Genomic DNA, 18,874 nt, shown 5'->3' with positions numbered 1-18,874 from the left:
TGCGGGCGAACCTAACCATCTAGAATCGTTGAGCAATACACTGTGCAATAGCGTACAGACTGCTGGGCTGCGGCGATATGCGAAGGCCGCCCGCCAGGAACACCGCAAATGCGGCCGTGCGGCCGGTTTGACGTTCGGGAAAGGATGGGCGGGCGGCTGCTCTATGCGGGAACCAATGGCGGTTCTGCGGGTTAGGATGGCGAACCTGGCCTGCGATCCGGCGATCGCGACCTGGAATCGATGATACTGCCTGCGGCCGCCCCGCACTTACCGGAGGGCGAACATTGGCGGACATGATACACCCCAAGGAGAATCGTCTGCTGGCGCTCTTGCCGGAGCAGGAATACGCGGCCGTTGCCCCTCACCTCGAGCCCTGCGCCATGCCGAGCGGTTTCATCATCGTCCATGCGAATGCGCCGATCGAGCATGTCTATTTCCTGTGCTCGGGAGTAGGCTCGGTGATCAACATCTCGCCCGAGGGCAACCGCGTCGAAGCGGGCCTGTTCGGCCGCGATGGATTTGCGCCGGTCGCCGCGGCGATCGATGCCGGCATCAGCGTCTCGGAGGTTACCGTGCAGGTACCCGGCTTCGCCTATCGGCTGCCGCAGCGCACGCTCGCGGAGCTGATGAAGACGCAGCCGGTTTTCGCCGGCCTGCTGCACAAGGGCGTCCATGTCCTTGCAACCCAGGCCGGTTTCACCGCGCTCTCCAATGCCGTTCACGAGATCAACGAGCGGCTGGCGCGCTGGATCCTGATGTGTCACGACAGGATCGACGGCGACAAGCTCGCGCTGACGCACGACTTCATCGCCCTGATGCTGGCGGTCAGGCGTCCGAGTGTCACGACGGCGCTGCACATCCTCGAGGGGAACCATTTCATCCGCTCCGTTCGCGGCTTGGTGATCGTCCGCGACCGCGCCGGCCTGGAGGAATTCGCCTCCGACGCCTATGGCAAGGCCGAGGCGGAGTATGAGCGGCTGATCGGACCTCTGCGGAGATCGAAGCGGCCATCCCTCGCGCCCCAGCCCCACATCGGCAAAACCGGTTGAGAGCCCGCGTGCCTGTTATATCCCGGCATACCATTCATAGCCGCGGTCTTCCCAGAAGCCGCCATTGCCGCCATAAAACTGGCCGAGATCGGCGACCGCCTCGATGCGGGTGAGATATTTCGCCTGCTTGTAGCCAAGCTGCCGCTCGACCCTCAACCGGAGCGGCGCTCCGTGGGCCACCTCGAGGTCGCGGCCGTTCATCGCATAGGCAAGGATCGTCTGCGGATGGAAGGCATCGACGAGATCGATGCTCTCATAATACCAGCCGGTACCATCAAGCGACTTTTCGTATTCGTCGGCGCAATGGAACACGACATAGCGCGCTTGGGGTTTCAGCCCGACCGATTGCAGCAGGGTGCCGAGCGGCAGGCCCGTCCATTTGCCGATCGCGCTCCAGCCTTCGACGCAATCGTGCCGGGTGATCTGCGTGCGCGAGGGCATCGCCTTCAGCTGCGCGAGCGAGAATTGCGCGGGTTTTTCCACAAGCCCGCCGACATCAAGCCTCCAGGTCGAGAACTGCCGGCTCATCCAGTCGAGATATTGCGGGTTGTCAGGCATGCTGGTGCCGTTCGAGCGAAAGACCGGCGAGAGATCCGCTTCGCCGAATTCACGGGCGAGTGCGTTGTCGCCGAGCAGGAAGCGCTGCGTCTTCATGCTGAAACCCTCGGCGATCTTTAGGACGGACTTCGTCCGGTCGCTTTCGACAAGTGCGTCGCAGCCGCTGAGCCCCAGGGCCGAGGCAGTCAGGGTCGAGCCGATCAGGAAGCGGCGGCGGGTCAACAGGCGGCTCATTGTTCGTCTCCCTGTTCGATCGCGTAGTAGCCGGTGATCATCGAACGCAGATTGTTGAAGACGCCCGACAGGATCACCATGGCGACATGCACCACGACGAAAGCGACGAGCGAGAAGGCGGTGAGGAAATGAAGGGTGCGGGCCGATTGCCGTCCGCCGAAGACATCGAGCAGCCAGGGCGCCACGGCGTTGAAGCCCGGCGACATGGTGAGACCCGTCGCTACCATCAGAGGCAGCAGCAGGAAGATCACCACGAGATAGGTCAGCTTCTGCAGCGTGTTGTAGTGCCGCGCCTCCTGCCCCTTCGGAAAGCGCAGCCTGGCATGATTGACGACCTCGTGTCCGAGATGGGCGAGCGTCAGCTCCCTGGCACCAGGCGCGAGATCACGGCGGAAATGCCGGCTGGCCAGCCCGTAGACGAGATAGACGAGGCCGTTGAGGACGAAGAGCCAGGCAAAGAAGAAATGCCAGCGCCGGCCGGTCGAAAGATCCTGATAGCTTGGCAGGGTAAGCCAGCTCGGAAAACCCCTCGCTGTCGCCTCGCCGTCGACATTGGAGAGGCCGAGGACACCCGTCGTATCGAAGGCGAGCGAACCGATATGCGTGCGCCCCTTTGCCTCGCTGCCCTCCTCGACGGCTTCCATTGAGATGAAGGACGGATCGTTATCGGCGCCGTACTGGCCCCAATAAAGCGCCGGATGAGCGTTGAATATCTGCAGTCCGCTCATCAAGAGCACGGTGAGGCAAAGCACGTTCACCCAATGCGGCAGGCGCACGGCGAGGCTGTGGCGGTAGATGAGCGTTCGGCCGGTCTCTTTGCCGGCATCGGTCGTCGCCATGATCGTTCTCCGGATCGATGAAGTTTCAGGAGCAAAAGACGCGACCGCCGTGGAAAAAGTTTCAGCGGCCGCGCGGATGCGGGCGCTTATTTCATCGCGTCGCAGGTCTTCATCATGTCGGTCTTCTTCATCGCGTCCTTTTCCATGCCGGCCTTGTGCATACAGTCCTTCTTGGTGCCGGCCATCTTCATGGCGTCCTTCGACATGGTGTCCGTATGCATCGCGTCCTTTTTCATCGTATCGGTCTTCATGGCGTCTTCGGCCGAGGCGGCGCCGGCGAGCGAAAGGCTTGCGATGAAGGTGCAGACTGCAAGGCTGGAAAGAAACTTGGTCATGGAATTCTCCTCGAATGGGTTTGCTGCGTCCGCCGGCTCCCTGCCGATGGCTCACATCCACCCATTCGAGGCGGGGTCGAGATGCGTTACAGCCTCACATCTATGTGATAGAGCTGTGATGTGGACATTGTTTTTGATCCGCCCTGTAACCGACCGGCTGTTTTTACGAATGAACTCTCCGACAACATGACATCAGCCCATTCGGAAGAAGCCCTGAAAGCGTTGATGCTTCTGTCCCTTGACGGGGACGAGGCGGCGTATCGGCGCCTGCTTGCGGCTCTGCGGGCGCTGCTTGTCGGCTATTACAGCCGCAGGATGGCTGCGGCGGCGAAAGCGGATATGGAAGACCTGGTTCAGGAGACATTGCTGGCACTGCATTCCCGCCGGTCCACCTATGACAGGGGAAGGCCTTTCACGGCCTGGTTCTTTTCGATCGCCCGCTACAAGCTGATCGACCATCATCGCGGCCGCGGCGGACGCAGGCTTGGTGAGACCGAGCTTGGCGAGGATATCGAAAGCGACTTCAGCGAGGAGGCGCTGACGGCCCGCATGGACGTCGAGCGGCTGCTCGACGGTTTATCGCCGAAGCAACGGGAGCTGATCCGGCAGGTGAAACTGGAGGGCCAGTCGGTCGCCGATACCGCAAGCCGCACCGGCCAGTCCGAATCGGCGGTAAAAGTCGGCATCCACCGGGCGCTCAAGGCGCTCGGCGAGAGATTACGAGGCGCATCGTGACGAAGACGGATGACATCATCGAAAACCTGGTCAGCGACCTCAAGCCGGTGCCGCGTCATGCGCTGCCCCGCCGCCTGGCGCTCGGCATATTCCCGGCGCTTGGGCTCTCGCTGCTGATGATGCTCGCCATTCCAGGCCTCAGGGTCGATATGCCTGATGCGCTGATGCTGCCGGTGTTCTGGGTCAAATCGGCTTATAACGCGCTGATCGCCTTGGCGGCCTTTTCAGCCGTCTTCAGGCTCTCCCGCCCCGACGGTTCCGAGGGACGCTTTTTCGGCCTGCTCGCCTTGATCTTTGCCGCCATGGCCGCGGTTGCAGCGATCCAGCTGATGACGGCTCCCGTCGGAACTTACCGGGTGCTGATCCTCGGCTCCTCGGCGCTCCATTGCCCGCTGCTCATTTTCGGCTTCGCCTTGCCCGTCTATGCCGGCACGGTCTGGGCACTGCGCCGTGCCGCACCCGTGGATCTCAAACTGACGGGGTTCGTTGCCGGTCTTGCCGCGGGAGCGGCCGGCGCCTGGGTCTATTCCTGGTTCTGCACCGAAAACGGCATGCCCTTCGTGCTGATCTGGTATTCGCTCGGCATCCTGCTCACCGGCGCGCTCGGCGCCGTCACCGGCCCTCGCCTGCTCCGCTGGTAGTCTTCTCTGGGCGGCAAAATACGATCAGTCGCTCAGATGGTTTCCGAGCAGGGACTGCAGGGATTCGCGGGCGCGGCTGACGCGGCTCTTCAAGGTGCCGATGCGGCATCCGCACATCCTGGCGGCATCCTCGTAACTCGTTCCGGCGGCGACCAGGGTGAGCGCCCGGCGCCGGTCTTCGGAAAGAAGCGCCATTGCATGCTGCAGCTCGCGCTCCTTCAGCGCCCACTCCTGCGTCGGCGCGATCGCGATCTGCTCCATCGCCGCATCGACTCCTGTGGGTTCGCGCTGCTTCCGGCGATAATTGGTGCAGAAGGTGTTTCTGAGGATCGTGAAAAGCCAGGATTTGAGAGAAGTGCCCGGGTGGTAGAGATGAAGCGAGTTCAAGGCTTTCAGCAGGGTCTCCTGCACGAGGTCGTCGACGTCGTCGTCATTGCGGACGAACCGTCGCGCAAAGGCGCGCAGAGCCGGCGTCAGGACGACGATCTCGGATTCGACCGCTGAAGTTTCTTTGTTGTGCGACGCAGGGCGTATGGAAGACAAGGACGGCATGTTTCTCTCCTTGGATGAGTAGGAAAGTCACGGGTACCCTATTCGTTGCCGTACGATATCGGACAGATGGCGATGCCATGCCGTCCGCTCCTGAGATCAAAGGCCGAGCTGCCAGATTTCGGCGGTGAGCACATTGCCGGCGGGTGCGATAAGACGCGCAGCACTTACTCCCTTGAAGCCGGGCAGCCGCTTGGTTCCCGTCCAGCGGCCATCGTCGGCGAAGACCTCGATCGAGCCTGCATCGAGGAATATCCGAATAGTGGATGGGCGTGCGCCGGCGGCGATATAGCGGGGCGATGCCTTGGCGCTGCCCACCGAAAAAACAATGCTCAGCCCATGCTCGTTCAACTGCACCTCGAGGGTTGCCTCGGGATGTTCGAAGACGAGGCGGAACTCATTGCCCGCCTCCTTGAGACCGAGCACGATTTCGACGGAGCCGTTGGCGAGATCGACGGTTCGTCCGTCGAGAAGTCCTTCAACATCCAGCCGGCGCTGGCGCAGGCTTTCTGTGGCGGCGATCGGCGGCGTAATCAGCGCCCCGCCCTGCAGCGCCAGCCGGCGCGGCAGGGTCATCGCCGTCGGCATGTCGATGTCCTTCGATATGTCAGTCCAGTTCGCGAGCCATGCGATACCGACAGGGCCGGCACCGTCGACGAAGGCTTGAAAGGCGTAAGCATCAGTGCCGAAATCCAGCTCCTGCTCGAACTCCACTGAGAATGTGCGGCCATCGAAACGGCCGACGTTTGCAAGCGTCATGTTGCGTCGGCCCGTTGCCGGATCGCGGCTGGTGAGAAGACCGAAGATCAGGGCCCAGCGTGTCGACGGGTCGCTCGTGGGACCATCGAGAGGCACCATGCAGGGGCACTCCGCCGCCGTCATCCCGAAACGGTTCTCGCGGTGAAGGATTCCGAGGAAGGTCCATCCCGTCGCCGCGGCCGGGTCATCGGTCTCATAGAGCAGGATAACGCCTCCCTCGCGGTCCCGCGTACCGAGCAGCATCTTCCATTTGTCGTCCGGGCCCCGGAAGACATAGGGATCGCGGAAGTCGGTCGTCAGACCAAGCTCGGCGGGGCGAGCAGGCAGGATCAGGCTTGCCGGCTCGACGTTGACAAGATCGCTGGTGGTGGCCGTGAACTGGACCTGTTCCTCCGGTTCCCGGTCCTTCATATGCTCAGTGAAAAAGATGCGAACTCCTGCGCCATCGAGCGCGATCGCGGAGCCGGAAAAGGCGCCGCCGCGTCCATCGGCCCGCGCGGCGAGTTCGTCCGACGGGGGAAGAAAGACCGGAAGATGGGTCCAGTTGACATAATCGTCGGAGACCGCGTGACCCCAATGCATATTGTTCCATCGAAGACTATGGGGATAGTGCTGGTAGAACAGGTGCAGCCTGCCGCCGAATCGTCCGAAGCCGTTGGGATCGTTCATCCAGCCGAAAGGCGGGCGGAAGTGATAGCCGCCTGATATTTCGGGCGCGGCGTTGGCAGGCCCGACATGCAGCAGCCGGATGCCTTCTTCGAGAACGCTGGGCTGAAGGAAGGCATAGAGAACCGAGACGTCTGTCGTCACGGGATCGTAGGAAAGAGCGGTTTCTCCGCCGCTTTCCAGCGTCAGCAGCCGAAATTCGAATTCATGGGGATTTGACGTTTCGACTGTAACGGCCGGATCGCCATCGACATGAGCGGTCAGCCTTCCCTGCGCGCTGCCATGCCGGGCCTTGATCCAGGCATGGATCGTGGTTCCCGCGGGCAGGACGGCGCTGATCGTCTCCGGCCCGCGGTCATGGGACGGAGTCATCGCTTGGCTTGTCATCAATTCAACCTTTCACGGCAGAGCCGATGAAGGAACTCACGAACCAGCGCTGGAATACGAGGTAGAGCCCCAGGATCGGGATCATCATCAAAACGGAAGCGGCCATCGCACGATCCCAGTAGATACTGTCCTGTCCGAAGAAGGTCGCGATGGCGACCGCGATCGGGCGGGCATAGTCGGTCTGGGTAACGAGGATCGGCCAGAGATACTGGTTCCAGGTTTCGATGCCCATGAGGATCGATACGGTCGCCAGTGCGGGCAGGCTGAGCGGCAGGAAGATCGAGCGATAGGCCCGGAAGAAGGATGCGCCGTCGATTTCGGCGGCTTCCAGCAGCTCCTTCGGCAATTGCGAGAAGAACTGGTAGAACAGGAAGATATAGAGCGGACTTGCGACCCAGGGCACGATCTGCACCGCGAAGGTGTCGGCCATTCCAGCGCGCGAGACCATCATCACCAGGGGCATGATGATGCTTTCCTGCGGGATCACATAAAGCGCAATCACGATCGACAGGATAACGGCGCGACCCTTGAGCGATCCCCAGGCCAGAACGAAGCCGGCCATCGAATTGACGATCAGGCCGGAACAGACCGTGGTGATCAGGATGATCAGCGAGTTGATCAGGTAGCGTCCGAAGGCGAGTTCGCCCGAGAGATGGCCAACCTCGGCATAGTTGGACAGCGTGGGGTTCGAAACCCAGAAGGCGCGGAAGCTGCCCATATCGGCCAGGATCTGGAACCGGTCATCCTTGAGGCTCGCCACGACCAGGAGCAGCAACGGAGAGACGATCACCAAGGCGATGATGAAGATGCAGGTCACCTGGATAAAGCGAAGGACCCGTGTGGCCGAGAAAGATTCCGCCACGCGGGCGCGCGGGATCGAGAGAGCGATATCAGACATCGAAGCGCCTCAGGAGCTGGCGCTGGACCAGCGCGATGATGAGAACGATGACGAACAGGATGACCGAAACGGCCGAGGCATAGCCCATCTTCTGCTCTTCGAAGCCGGCGCGGACCATGTAATGCACCACCGTCTCGGTGCTGCTTTTCGGTCCGCCCTGCGTGAGGATGGCGACCTGGGTATAGAGCTTGAACGCCTGGATGGTCGTGATCACGAGAACGAAGACATGCGTCGGCCGCAGGCCCGGCATCGTGACATGCCAGAAGCGGCGGAACGCATTGGCGCCGTCGATCTTGGCGGCATCGTAGAGTTCGTCCGGAATGCCCTGAAGGCCCGCGAGGTAGACGATCATCTGGAAACCGTAGGCCTGCCAGGCTGACAGCAGGACGAGCGAGAACATCGCCCATTGGGGATCGCCGAGCCAGTCGATCGGCTGGATGGCGCCACCGGAGAGGAAGCCGAGGATCTGGTTGAACGGTCCCGTCGGATACTGGAACAGGGTGCCCCAGATGACGCAGACCACGACCATCGAGGTGATCGCCGGCAGGAAGAACATGCCGCGCAGCAGGTTGCGGAACGGCAGCTTCTGATGCAGCAGCAGCGCTGTCGCGAAAGCGAGGCCGCACTGCGCCGGAATGATCCAGAAGGTGAAACGCGAGACATTCCAGAGGGCGGTCCAGAAAAGATCGTCCTGGAAGATGCGGATGAAATTGTTGAACCAGACGAACCGGACAGGCGTCGGCCGCGGCACCAGCGGCTGGTTGGTCATCGCCGTCCAGAAGGACAGAAGGAACGGCAGGATCAGAAAGACAGTCAGCAGGATCACGGCCGGCGCGAGCATCGCCGCTTCCTGCATCAGGCGTCCCGTGTCATGCCGGCGCGCCGGAGCCTTTCGCACTGTTGTCGACGGCGATGTCGATTGTTGCATGACCATGTGGCTCCTCCTCTCCAGGCTTCAAGTGCCGGTCCCGCCTTGCGATGTGGCGGTCACATCGCAAGGCTTCGACCGATCGGCACCGATGGCTGTTACTGCTGATCACCGAACGGCGGATATCCGTCGTTATCAGCGATGTCCTCGTCGATCTTCTTGGCGGCTGCCGCGAGCGCCTCCTTGGGATCGCCGCCATTGAACACTTCGTCCACCGCTTGCATGAAGGCGGAGGTGATAGTGGGATAGGCCGGGTGCGGCGGGCGCGCGACGGCTGTCTTCGACGCCTGTTCGAAGGCGATGGCCATCGGGCCGCCATTGGCATAGAGCGGAGATTCGGCAGCGAAGCTCTTCAATCCGGGGTAGCCGGACTGGCTTGCGACATAGGCCCGATACTCCTTGTCCTTCAGCAGGAAGCTGATGAACTTGGCGGCGATATCGGGATGTTTCGACGTCTTGGTAATCGACCAGATCCAGGTGCCATCAGGGCTCGCACCTCTGGCGCCGAATTTGGGCAGCGGCAGCACGACGATATTGTCCTTCATGGCCGCGACGGCCTCGGCATAGACCCAGTGTCCGCCAAGCGCCAGTGCCGCCGGATTGTCCTCGGCGAAGAACTGGTTGGTTCCCGCCGATTGCGGCACGACCCAGCCGTTCTTGACCCATTTCTGCATCATGGCAAGCGCATCGACGCAGGCATCGCTATCCAGCGTGCCCTCGGATTTCCAGGCCTTGCGGTCGATCAGATCGCAGCCGGCCGATTGCAGGATCGGGCCATAGGCATAGGTGATCCACTCGGTCTTGATGCCGTAGCCGCGGAAGGTGTCGATCGGCCACTTCACCCCGTCGAGCTTCGAAAGCTTCTCGAGGTAGCCCTCGAACTCCTCGCGGGTCCAGGCATCGTCGACGGATTTCGGGATGCGGGCGCCGATCGCTTCGAGATATTTCTTGTTGCCGTAAAGAACGACCGACGAGTCGGTCAGGCCGATCGCATAGAGGTCCTTGTCGATCGGGTATGTGCCCTGGGCGATGTTGGACTCCGTCATGTCGTCGAGGAGGTCCTTGTCGATCAGCGGCTTGATCGGCTGAAGATAGCCCGACCAGACGTAATTGGCGAGGAACGGCGCATCGAGTTCCATGACGTCGGGCAATTGCTTGGCGACGACGGCGGCGCTGAACTTCTCGTTATAGGCATCGTGCGGGGCATAGATGAACTGAATGTCGACATCGGGATTGGCGGCCTCGAAGCGTTCGGCCACCTTGCCATAGGCGGCGACAAAACCGGGATCGCCCTGATGCATGACCTGGATGACGGTCTTGTCGGCGGCATGAGCCCAAGTAGCGGCCAGCGCCAAGGGCAGAAGCATGGATTGAAGTAAACGTTTACCCATTTGAATTCCTCCTCATTTGAATGGGCTTCACTCAATTCTAAACGGATTCCCGCTCCACCAGCTGGAACGGCAGTTTCTGCACTCCGACCGGCGGCCGGTCTTCGGCAAGCAGGATTTGCGCGGCCTGACGGCCCATGGCGCGGTGGGGAAGCGCCATGGTGGTCAGCGGCGGGTCGAGACGCGAGGCGATTTCGACCTGATTGTCGAAGCTCGCAACCGCGACGTCATCGGGAATGGTCGCGCCCGAGCGGCGCAACGCGGCATAGACTTCCATCGCCACACGGTCATTGCCGCACAGGATGGCATCGGGAGGCCGGCGGCTTTTCATCAGATCATGCACATGCACAGGTACGAGGCTGGGTGCCCGGTCGCTGTAAACAGGCTTGCCGACCGCCGGCAAGACGGTGGCGCCGGCTCCGTCGATGCCGGCATGATCGAGCGCCTGGCGAAAACCGAATTCGCGCAATTCGCCAGCAAGAATGCCCGGCAGGTTGATGAAGGCGATATTGCGACGGCCGGCCTCGATGAGATAGCTCGTGATCTCGATCGCCGCTCCTATCTCGTCCGGCACCAGGGAGGTCACGCGGTCGTTGGCATCCCGGCAATTGATCATGACGCCGACCGTATCGGCAAACTCGGCCGGCAGGTCGACGCTCTTGTGATACATCGCGGCATAGGCAATCGCGCGCGGGCGAAAGCGCCGCATCTCGTCGAGGATCGATCCGACGTTGCGGTGGCCGCTCAGCGTCATGGCGAATACGGCCATGTCGGAAGCGCGCACCGCCCCGTCGAGGCCCCGGATGATCTCGGTCGCGAAAGGTGACGTAATCAAATCGTCGGCAACGAGGCCGACGAGCGGCATCCAGCCCTGCCGCATGCTGCGCGCGGCGAAGTTGGTGACATAGCCCAGTTCCTCGGCAATCTCCTTGATCCGCTGGCGCGTTTCCTCCGACATGCGCGCCGAGCCGCCATGCAAGGCGCCTGAGACGGTCTTGACGGAAACGCCTGCGCGGGCGGCTATGTCGTTGAGTGAAGCAGTCACGGGTTCGCCATGGGTTATCGATTACCCAATCAATACCCGATCGTCCTTGGATGAGTCAAGCCGGGCGTCCGCTCAATCGATTTCCTCGGGGATGAAGCCGCCGGTCTGGCGTTTCCACAGCCGGGCGAACAGACCGTCCTGCTCGACCAGTGCCTCCGGCCTGCCCTCTTCGACGATATGGCCGCGATCGAGCACGACGATCCGGTCCATCCGCGCGATTGTCGAAAGGCGGTGCGCGATCGCGATCACCGTCTTTCCCTCCATGACGAGGTTCAGCCTTTCCTGGATGGCCGCTTCGGATTCGCTGTCGAGGGCAGAAGTCGCCTCGTCGAGCACCAGGATCGGCGCATTCTTCAGCAGTACGCGGGCAATCGCGACGCGCTGGCGCTGGCCGCCTGACAGCTTGATGCCCCGATCGCCGACGAAGGCGTCGTAACCCTTGCGGCCTTCGCTGTCGGAAAGATCGGCGATGAAGACATCGGCGCTCGCCATCTCAGTCACCCGTTCGATCTCCTCCCGCGTCGCCTCCGGCCGGCCGTAACGGATATTGTCGCCGACCGAACGGTGCAGCAGCGCGACATCCTGGGAAATGACGCCGATCGCGCGGCGAAGGCTTGCCTGGGTGACCGCGCGAATATCCTGCCCGTCGATCAGGATGGCGCCGTCCTTGATGTCGTAGAAACGAAGGAGCAGGTTTGCGAGCGTGGTCTTGCCCGCACCTGAGAGGCCGACCAGGCCGACCTTCTCGCCCGGCCGAACCGTCAGCGACAGGTCTGAGATGACGGGCTTGCCGGATTTGTAGGCGAAGTGGACCTTGTCAAAACGGATTTCGCCTTGGCTGACCTGGAGATCACCCGCATCCGGCCGGTCGGTAATGGTGGGCGGCGTCGTCATGACGGGCATGGCGTCCTTGATCGTGCCGATCGCCTGGAAGATCTGCTGGCCCATCTGCAGGAAGACGAAGATCTGCGACGACAGCCGGTGGAGGATATAGACCGCGCCGACGAACTCGCCGACCGTGAGGAAGCCTTTGACGAGGCCAGAAAATCCGATCGCCAGCATGCTCAGCCACAGCAGCGTGTTGAAAATGACGACGGTCACTTCCGACGAGCGATAAATGCGCTGTTCGCTGTGCTGCGTCTGCACGGCCTTGCCGATGATGCGGCGGATGGCGCCCGCCTCGCTGTCTTCGGCCGCAAACTGCTTGATCATCTGCATGTTGGTGTAGAGATCGGCGATGGCGCCGGCGACCAGGCTGCGCTGCTTGGCGGTGCGGCGCGAACGCTCGACGAAGATCGGCACGATCCTGGCGGTGAATGCAACGTTCAGCACGATCCAGACGACAACAGGCACGGCAAGCTGCCAGGCGAGCGCACTGAGCAGGATCACCGAGCCCACCAGCTGCATCAGGAAGCGCGGGATGGCCTGGAAGCCGGCAAGGATCTGCGACTGGACGGCGGAAGAGACCTGCTGCAGCCGCGAGGATACCTGGCCGGCATAGAGATCGTGGAAGAAGGCAAGATCCTGCCGCTCGACGGCCTTATGGCCCTGCCACTGGATGGCCGCCGGCATGGCGATGCCCAATGTGTGTGAGTTCAACGTGTTGAGCATGAAAGACACGATCGGCATGACCGGAAAGATCAGCAGCCCGAGAACGGTTAGCAGCAGCCAGTCATTGCGCAGAAAGGCCGAGGCGCCCTGCTGCGTCACACCGTCGACAATGACCGAAAGCCCCCAGACGATCGTCAGGTTGATCGCCTCGAACACCATGGAGCAAAGCGCGAGCGCAATCAGCACGCCGCGAAACATCGAAATGAAGTGCAGGAGCACTCTCACCGGCCCCTTCGACGGCATCGGCCGATAGGGAATATCGAGCGGCCGGATCAGGGTTTCGAAAGGACGGTAGATCGCATCTGAAATCGACATGGGCCGCTCGGGTTCAAATATCGGAGAGGGCGAAGGACTCGGGGCTATGCAGGCAGGGATAGGACCACCTCGCCGCTGCAATCTCAACTAGAATTATTGTGAATGTTAGGAATGGGAGGTCGTGGAAGGGTTCCCTTCTCCCCTCGGGGAGAAGGTGCCGGCAGGCGGATGAGGGGGCCACAGGTAAAGCCGCAAATAAGGCTAGCGTAAGCATAGGACAGCAATGGAAGACATGCCGTGTGGCCCCCTCATCCGACCTTTCGGGCCACCTTCTCCCCGCTGGGGAGAAGAGGGAGCAAGCCCAGTGGTCCTTCCATGCCACCGCAAAGATGGCGCCACGTAAAGAACGGGGGTTATAAAAAACCCCGCCGAAGCGGGGTTCTTGGGTGTGTGCCAAAGCCGAGATCAGTTGTTATGCGCCGCGCAGGCCTCGTCCATCGGCGTGGCGTTGCTCGTGCCGCCCTGCGTCTGGAGTTTGGCGGTGTTGCCGACCGGACTGGGGCACTTGGTCTTGTGCATCTTCATCGTGCTTTTGGTCGTGGAGCTCGTCTTGGTCGAATCCGTTGCCATCGGCTTCTTGGCCTTCATCTTGCTGGTGGCGCCGCCACCCTGGTCGGTCTGGTTCTTATCCATCGTGGCGCCTGTTGGAGCCGGATTGGACTGGGCGAAGGCTGAAGTGGCCATGCCGAGCGCGAGGAGCGAAGCTGCTACGAGTTTCATACGCATCCTGGTGTCCTCCTTGGGGATCCTTGCGTGGTTGATCCACCCCAACCTCGCCGACAGATCATTGTTCCGCGGATGCCGCTGACAAGTCGCGCAAATTGTCGGGATCGCGAATGCGCGTATAAATAGCTGACATTTAATGCTGCTACCATTCAATGCCTGATGCTGACATCCCGTGTCAGCGGCTCCTGGTAAGTCCGCTTCAGCCAAACATCACCAGAGAAAGGACATGACCATGGCTGAACACACCGGACGCGCCGCCGCAATCGCACGCACCTATGTCGAAGCGATCGCCAACAAGGACATCGACACGATCCTCGAAGTCTCGACCGACGATGTCGCCTGCTCCTCGCCGATCGGCAAACTGAGCGGCGCGCAGGCGTTTCGCGGTTTCCATGAAGGCTTTGCGCGCATGATCAAGAGCATGACCGTTCTCGCCGTCTACGGCGGCGACGATCAGGCGGTGGTCATCTACGAGGCCGACACCCATCCTGTCCCGCATGCGCTCACAGTGGAACTCATCACGATCAGCGGCGGGAAAATCGCCTCCACCGACGTGATCTACGATTCCGCACCGTTTGCCGAATACATGGCGACGGTCAGGCCGCACTGAGCGGCTACCCGGAAGTTTCGACAAATGAACACCATCACTACAACGGCGTGCATGCTGCGCATGCTCGGGGGAAGCACCCTGCCATGAAGAGAATCCAATACCAGAGCTACGGCGGCCCCGAAGTGATGAAGCTCGAAGAATGCGAACTTCGCAGCCCCGGCAAGGGCGAGATCGCCGTGAAGGTCGCCTTCGCCGCAATCAACCCGATCGACTGGAAGGTTCGTAACGGCCATCTGAAAATGGTGACGGGAAAAACCTTCCCGCGCGCCATGGGCAGCGATTTTTCCGGAACGGTGATCTCGGTCGGTCCCGGCGTGACCCGCTTCAAACCGGGCGATGCCGTATTCGGCATGGCTCATATCAGGAATGGCGGGGCGCTCGGCGAGGTCGTCATCGCGCCGGAAGTATTTGTGGCAAGGAAGCCAGGCTCGGTCTCCTTCGAGGATGCTGCCTGCCTGGCAACGCCGGGAGTGACGGCCTGGAATGGTCTCATCGACAAGGCAAAGTTGACGGCGGGCAAACATGTGTTCGTCAACGGTTGCGCCGGCGCCGTCGGAGACGCGGCCGTCCAGCTCGCACTGATATCAGGGGCAACGGTTTCGGGAAGCTGCGGCGAAGCCTCCATGCCGCGCGCCCGCGAACGCGGCGTCCATCCTCTGTTCGATTATCGGACGACCGATCTGTCCGGGATCGGCGATCGCTTCGACGTCGTCTACGACACGGCCGGCACCATGAAGATCAAGGTTGGCCTTGGCCTGCTCGGCGCCGGCGGCGTGTTCCTCGACATCGATCCGAGGCCCGGCAAATTCATCCGCGCGATCTTCGAGCGCAGGCTGAAGCCGATCATCTGTTCGGCGCGGGCCGACATTCTCGACGGGCTTGCCCGCGCCGCCGGTGCCGGCAGGCTTCGGCTGCCGATCTCCGAGATCGTGCCGCTCAGCGCCGCGATAGAGACGCTGACGGCTCTGGAGCGCGGCCGCAGGAGCAACGGCAAGGTGCTGGTCCGCATGAATTGACTCCGGTCCCTTTCCGAAAGCGGGGCGAAGCTGTGCTAGGATGGGAGCATGTCCCAGAGCCAGAGATTGTTTGAAATCCTGCAGATTCTCCGCCGCCATCGCCAGGCGGTGTCCGGGGCTCATCTCGCGCAGGAGACGGGGGTATCCCTGCGGACGATCTATCGGGATATCGCGCTCCTGCAGTCGATCGGCGCCGAGATCGAAGGCGAACCCGGTTTCGGCTATGTGCTGAAGCCGGGTTTCACGCTGCCGCCGCTGATGTTTTCCGAAGCGGAGCTGAAGGCGATCACGCTCGGCGTGCAATGGGTCACCCGCCAGACGGACGAGGAACTGAGCGCGGCGGCGCAGAATGCGCTTTGCAAGATCGAGGCGGTCTTGCCGCCGGAGCTGCGCCATCGGCTGATCGACAATGATTTTCATATCGGCCTGCCCTCGCTGCCCGCGCCGGCAATCGATCTCAAGGTGCTCCGCCAGGCCATGCAGCAGCAGATGAAGCTCAAGATCGTCTATAGAGACGCCAGGGATGCCGATAGCGACCGCGTCATATGGCCGATCGCGGTCGCCTTCTTCGATTCCAGGCGGATCATCGCCGGGTGGTGCGAATTGCGCCAGGATTTCCGCATGTTCCGTGCCGACCGCATCGTTCAGGCGGTGCTTCTGGCCGATCGTTACCCCGGCAAGAGGCGGGACCTCGTCAAACAATGGCGGGTGCAGGTGCAGGACGCACGCGATGCGGTGGCACAGGAGGCTGTCTGATCCAGCGCGCGGGTCAGCGCCCTGGCAACAACTCAGATCCTCCGGTCGAAGAGCGCCAGTGACTTGATGTCCTTCAGGCGAAACACCTGGGCGGGCCGGTTGCTCGCCCGGCGCAGTTCGCCCTCGATCGGCTCGAGGAAATCGGCTTCGGCCATGCGTTTACGAAAGGCCGACTTGTCGAGCTTGCGGCCGAGAAGGTTCTCATAGACCGATTGCAGCTCGCTCAATGTGAAGCGGGCTGGGAGCAGATGGCCGGGCAGGCTGGAATATTCGACCTTGTTGCGGATGCGGCCGAGCGCCTCCTTGAGGAGAGCCGCATGGTCGAAGGCGATGGGAAAGCCGACGCCGTCGCCCTCGACCGGCCGCCATTCGGCGTCCTCGGCCATTGCATCCCGCCGTTTCTCGACATCATCGGCGGAGAGCAGCGCGATATAGACGATGCTAATGCTCCAGCCCCTCGGGTCTCGGCCGGCGCTGCCGGTCGTTTGCAGCTGCTCGAGATAGGGCGTTTCGACCCCGGTCTTTTCCTTCAGCACGCGGCGCGCCGCAGCCTCCAAGTCAAGATCCTTGTCGATATGGATCCAGCCGCCGGGGAGCGCCCACTCGCCGGCAAAGGGGGCGTTCGCCCGCCGCACGAGCAGCACGGAGAGGCCCGCCGGCGACAGCGAGAAGATCGCGAGATCGACGGTCGCGATCGGTTTGAAGGCGTCATTGTCATGTGTCGTCATGATGGGAACATAACACAGAGCAGTCTTAGTGTAAATCTTCAACTAAGTTAGTTGACATTTGCCACTAAGTCATGTTTTCTCGTTTTCGACACGGGCGAGGCGCCCGCGCAAACAAGGAAACGGACATGTTCGGACTGCGCTTCATCAAGACGGAACCCACGCAATACGTCATCCAATACCAAAACGGCAACGCCATCCGCGAAGGCGCCGGCCTGGCGTTCTGGCATTTTTCGCCATCGAGCTCGCTGGTGCTGGTGCCGACGGCGAGCGTCAACGATCCTTTCATCTTTCCCCTGGTGACGTCAGACTTCCAGGAAGTGACGGTGCAGGGGCAGATCACTTACCGCATCGCCGAGCCGCGCCGCACGGCGGCACTTCTGAATTTCACGCTCGACCGTAGGGGCGCCTATGTCTCGGAAGACCCGCAGAAGCTTTCGACCCGGGTGATCGACCGCGTCCAGGTGGCGATGCGGGCCGAGGTTCAGACGCTGTCGCTGAAGGAGGTTCTGGCTTCGGGCGAGGCGCTTGTCGCCGGCGTCGCCGAAGCGCTGAAGAAACACCCGACGATCGAAGCGCTCGGCCTTGAGATCCTCGGCCTGTCGCTGCTTGCCGTCACGCCGAAGGTCGAGACATCAAAGGCGCTCGAAGCGCATGCGCGCGAGGCGCTGCTGCGCCAGGCCGACGAAGCCATCTACAGCAGGCGCAACGCCGCGATCGAGCAGGAGCGGACGATCAAGGAAAACGAGATCGCCACCGAGATCACGCTGGAGAACAAGAGGCGGCAGGTGCGCGAAGCCCAGTTGGAAGCAGAACGCGCCGTGCAGGAACGGCAGCTGCAGATCCGGCGGGAGGAAATGACTGGCAAGATCGCACTTGAGGAGCAGAACCGCGAACTGGTGACGCTGGCGGCGACCAACGCCCGGGCCGAGGCCGATGCCCAGGCCTATGCGATGACGGCGATGATGAAATCCTTCGAGCAGGCCGATCCGAAAGTGCTGCAGGCGCTCGCCTCGGTCGGCATGCAGCCGGGCCAACTGATGGCGCTCGCCTTCCGCGACCTTGCCGACAACGCTACGAAGATCGGCCAGCTGAACGTCTCGCCCGATCTTCTCAGGGAGATATTGCAGCCGCAGGAGGGCAAGGACCGTGCCGGTCTCTGACGAACGCAAGATCATCCTGGTCGTCAGGCCGACCCGGCTCGACGAACTCATCGCCCGGTTCAACACGGTGCAGCAGGCGCAGTTCTATGTCGAACATCTCGGCGCCGATTTCAGCGATTATCTCGCCGAGAAGAAGCGATACGAAGCGGCTATCGCCGAAGTCGAAACCAGTCTGCGCGCGGTCGCCCGCGTGCAGCGTCTCGAGCGCCGCTACCTCGCAAACTTCGTCTTCGGCGCTGACGACGTCGTGGTCGTGCTCGGCCAGGACGGCCTGGTCGCCAACACGCTCAAATATCTCGACGGACAGCCGGTCCTCGGCGTCAATCCCGATCCCCAGCGCTGGGACGGCCTGCTGCTTCCCTTCAATCCGAAGAGCCTTCCCCGGGTGATCGGCGAGACACTGAAGAACCGGCGGCCGATCAAGCGCGTCAGCATGGCCAAGGCGACGCTCAACACCGGCGCCGTCATTCATGCGGTCAACGATCTCTTCATCGGGCCGCAAAGCCATGTCTCGGCGCGTTACATCCTGCACGCCGAGGAGCGCGAGGAGCGCCAGTCCTCCAGCGGCATCATCGTCTCGACAGGCATGGGCTCGACCGGCTGGCTGAAGAGCCTCTATTCCGGCACGCTGGGAGCGGCGAGCGCGCTCGGCCTCGAACCCACCGATAGGACGATCGACATGTCCTTCGCCTGGGACGCGGATTACCTGCGCTATTTCGTGCGCGAACCCTTTCCGAGCCGCACGACGGGCACCAGCATCGTCGCCGGTCTCGTCTCCGAAGCCCAGCCGCTCACCATCGTCTCCGAAATGCCCGAACACGGCGTGATCTTCAGCGACGGCATCGAGGCGGATTTTCTGGAGTTCAACGCCGGAACCCGCGCGGTGGTGACACTTGCCGAGCGGCAGGGGATGCTGGTGGTATGAGGCATCGGGAAGAGCC

General features: G+C 62.1%; 20 protein-coding genes. 8 read left to right on the top strand and 12 right to left on the bottom strand.

Features of this window, described 5'->3' with window-relative positions; translation table 11 throughout:
- Positions 1 to 293 precede the first annotated feature (293 nt).
- Entirely contained in the window at positions 294 to 1,049 is a 756-nt protein-coding gene (locus EFQ99_RS25555; RefSeq protein ID WP_164736445.1) for a Crp/Fnr family transcriptional regulator, read from the top strand.
- 15 nt (positions 1,050 to 1,064) lie between these two features.
- Here EFQ99_RS25555 and EFQ99_RS25550 read toward each other — a convergent pair whose 3' ends face one another.
- From EFQ99_RS25550 to EFQ99_RS25540, 3 genes are all read right to left on the bottom strand, one after another.
- Positions 1,065 to 1,841, bottom strand: a complete 777-nt coding sequence (locus tag EFQ99_RS25550) for a molybdopterin-binding protein (protein WP_126923992.1) — start codon at positions 1,839 to 1,841, stop codon at positions 1,065 to 1,067.
- Positions 1,838 to 2,680 carry a cytochrome b/b6 domain-containing protein gene (locus EFQ99_RS25545; RefSeq protein ID WP_126923991.1) on the bottom strand — a complete coding sequence of 281 codons (843 nt, stop codon included), beginning with the start codon at positions 2,678 to 2,680 and terminating at the stop codon, positions 1,838 to 1,840. The genes EFQ99_RS25550 and EFQ99_RS25545 overlap by 4 nt, the downstream gene beginning before the upstream one ends.
- A gap of 86 nt (positions 2,681 to 2,766) precedes the next feature.
- Entirely contained in the window at positions 2,767 to 3,015 is a 249-nt protein-coding gene (locus EFQ99_RS25540) for a pentapeptide MXKDX repeat protein (RefSeq protein ID WP_126923990.1), read from the bottom strand.
- Positions 3,016 to 3,201: 186 nt separating this feature from the next.
- Between EFQ99_RS25540 and EFQ99_RS25535 the strand changes: the two genes are divergently transcribed.
- Entirely contained in the window at positions 3,202 to 3,750 is a 549-nt protein-coding gene (locus EFQ99_RS25535) for a sigma-70 family RNA polymerase sigma factor (RefSeq protein WP_126923989.1), read from the top strand.
- Entirely contained in the window at positions 3,747 to 4,391 is a 645-nt protein-coding gene (locus EFQ99_RS25530) for an NrsF family protein (protein ID WP_126923988.1), read from the top strand. The genes EFQ99_RS25535 and EFQ99_RS25530 overlap by 4 nt, the downstream gene beginning before the upstream one ends.
- Before the next feature lie 24 nt (positions 4,392 to 4,415).
- Here the strand turns inward: EFQ99_RS25530 and EFQ99_RS25525 are convergent, their stop codons facing one another.
- The 8 genes from EFQ99_RS25525 to EFQ99_RS25490 form a co-directional block, all read right to left on the bottom strand.
- Positions 4,416 to 4,943 carry a sigma-70 family RNA polymerase sigma factor gene (locus EFQ99_RS25525; protein ID WP_126923987.1) on the bottom strand — a complete coding sequence of 176 codons (528 nt, stop codon included), beginning with the start codon at positions 4,941 to 4,943 and terminating at the stop codon, positions 4,416 to 4,418.
- Positions 4,944 to 5,039: 96 nt separating this feature from the next.
- A complete protein-coding gene (locus EFQ99_RS25520) occupies positions 5,040 to 6,752 on the bottom strand; it encodes a GH32 C-terminal domain-containing protein (protein WP_126923986.1) in 1,713 nt (570 codons plus the stop codon).
- Positions 6,753 to 6,756: 4 nt separating this feature from the next.
- On the bottom strand, positions 6,757 to 7,650 hold the full coding sequence (locus EFQ99_RS25515) for a carbohydrate ABC transporter permease (protein WP_126923985.1): 894 nt from the start codon (positions 7,648 to 7,650) through the stop codon (positions 6,757 to 6,759).
- Entirely contained in the window at positions 7,643 to 8,584 is a 942-nt protein-coding gene (locus tag EFQ99_RS25510; RefSeq protein ID WP_126923984.1) for a carbohydrate ABC transporter permease, read from the bottom strand. Before EFQ99_RS25510 ends, EFQ99_RS25515 begins: the two co-directional genes overlap by 8 nt.
- A gap of 92 nt (positions 8,585 to 8,676) precedes the next feature.
- Positions 8,677 to 9,969, bottom strand: coding sequence for an ABC transporter substrate-binding protein (locus tag EFQ99_RS25505; protein ID WP_126923983.1), 1,293 nt, complete (start codon positions 9,967 to 9,969; stop codon positions 8,677 to 8,679).
- 37 nt (positions 9,970 to 10,006) lie between these two features.
- Positions 10,007 to 11,011, bottom strand: coding sequence for a LacI family DNA-binding transcriptional regulator (locus EFQ99_RS25500; RefSeq protein WP_126923982.1), 1,005 nt, complete (start codon positions 11,009 to 11,011; stop codon positions 10,007 to 10,009).
- Between the two features lie 72 nt (positions 11,012 to 11,083).
- Entirely contained in the window at positions 11,084 to 12,937 is a 1,854-nt protein-coding gene (locus EFQ99_RS25495) for an ABC transporter ATP-binding protein (protein ID WP_126923981.1), read from the bottom strand.
- Positions 12,938 to 13,342: 405 nt separating this feature from the next.
- Entirely contained in the window at positions 13,343 to 13,663 is a 321-nt protein-coding gene (locus tag EFQ99_RS25490; RefSeq protein ID WP_126923980.1) for a hypothetical protein, read from the bottom strand.
- A 232-nt stretch (positions 13,664 to 13,895) separates the two neighbouring features.
- On the opposite strand from EFQ99_RS25490, the gene EFQ99_RS25485 reads away from it, so the two are divergent.
- The 3 genes from EFQ99_RS25485 to EFQ99_RS25475 all read left to right on the top strand — a co-directional run bounded on the left by EFQ99_RS25485 (position 13,896) and on the right by EFQ99_RS25475 (position 16,045).
- Entirely contained in the window at positions 13,896 to 14,273 is a 378-nt protein-coding gene (locus EFQ99_RS25485) for a nuclear transport factor 2 family protein (RefSeq protein WP_245441584.1), read from the top strand.
- An 83-nt stretch (positions 14,274 to 14,356) separates the two neighbouring features.
- Positions 14,357 to 15,289 (top strand): NAD(P)-dependent alcohol dehydrogenase, encoded by a 933-nt coding sequence (locus EFQ99_RS25480; RefSeq protein WP_126923978.1) that lies wholly within the window; start codon positions 14,357 to 14,359, stop codon positions 15,287 to 15,289.
- A gap of 48 nt (positions 15,290 to 15,337) precedes the next feature.
- Entirely contained in the window at positions 15,338 to 16,045 is a 708-nt protein-coding gene (locus EFQ99_RS25475) for a helix-turn-helix transcriptional regulator (RefSeq protein ID WP_126923977.1), read from the top strand.
- Between the two features lie 32 nt (positions 16,046 to 16,077).
- On the opposite strand, the gene EFQ99_RS25470 is transcribed toward EFQ99_RS25475, so the two are convergent.
- The gene (locus EFQ99_RS25470) at positions 16,078 to 16,773 is read right to left on the bottom strand and encodes an NUDIX hydrolase (RefSeq protein WP_126923976.1); all 696 of its coding nucleotides are present in this window, start codon (positions 16,771 to 16,773) and stop codon (positions 16,078 to 16,080) included.
- 125 nt (positions 16,774 to 16,898) lie between these two features.
- On the opposite strand from EFQ99_RS25470, the gene EFQ99_RS25465 reads away from it, so the two are divergent.
- The gene (locus tag EFQ99_RS25465) at positions 16,899 to 17,933 is read left to right on the top strand and encodes an SPFH domain-containing protein (RefSeq protein ID WP_126923975.1); all 1,035 of its coding nucleotides are present in this window, start codon (positions 16,899 to 16,901) and stop codon (positions 17,931 to 17,933) included.
- Entirely contained in the window at positions 17,920 to 18,858 is a 939-nt protein-coding gene (locus tag EFQ99_RS25460) for a diacylglycerol kinase catalytic domain-containing protein (RefSeq protein ID WP_126923974.1), read from the top strand. Before EFQ99_RS25465 ends, EFQ99_RS25460 begins: the two co-directional genes overlap by 14 nt.
- The last annotated feature ends 16 nt before the right edge of the window (positions 18,859 to 18,874 follow it).

It is taken from the genome of Rhizobium vallis (assembly GCF_003985155.1).
GTDB classification, from domain to species: domain Bacteria; phylum Pseudomonadota; class Alphaproteobacteria; order Rhizobiales; family Rhizobiaceae; genus Rhizobium; species Rhizobium vallis.
The sequence above is the reverse complement of the archived record's forward strand: the minus strand, read 5'-3'. Positions and strand labels throughout refer to the sequence as shown.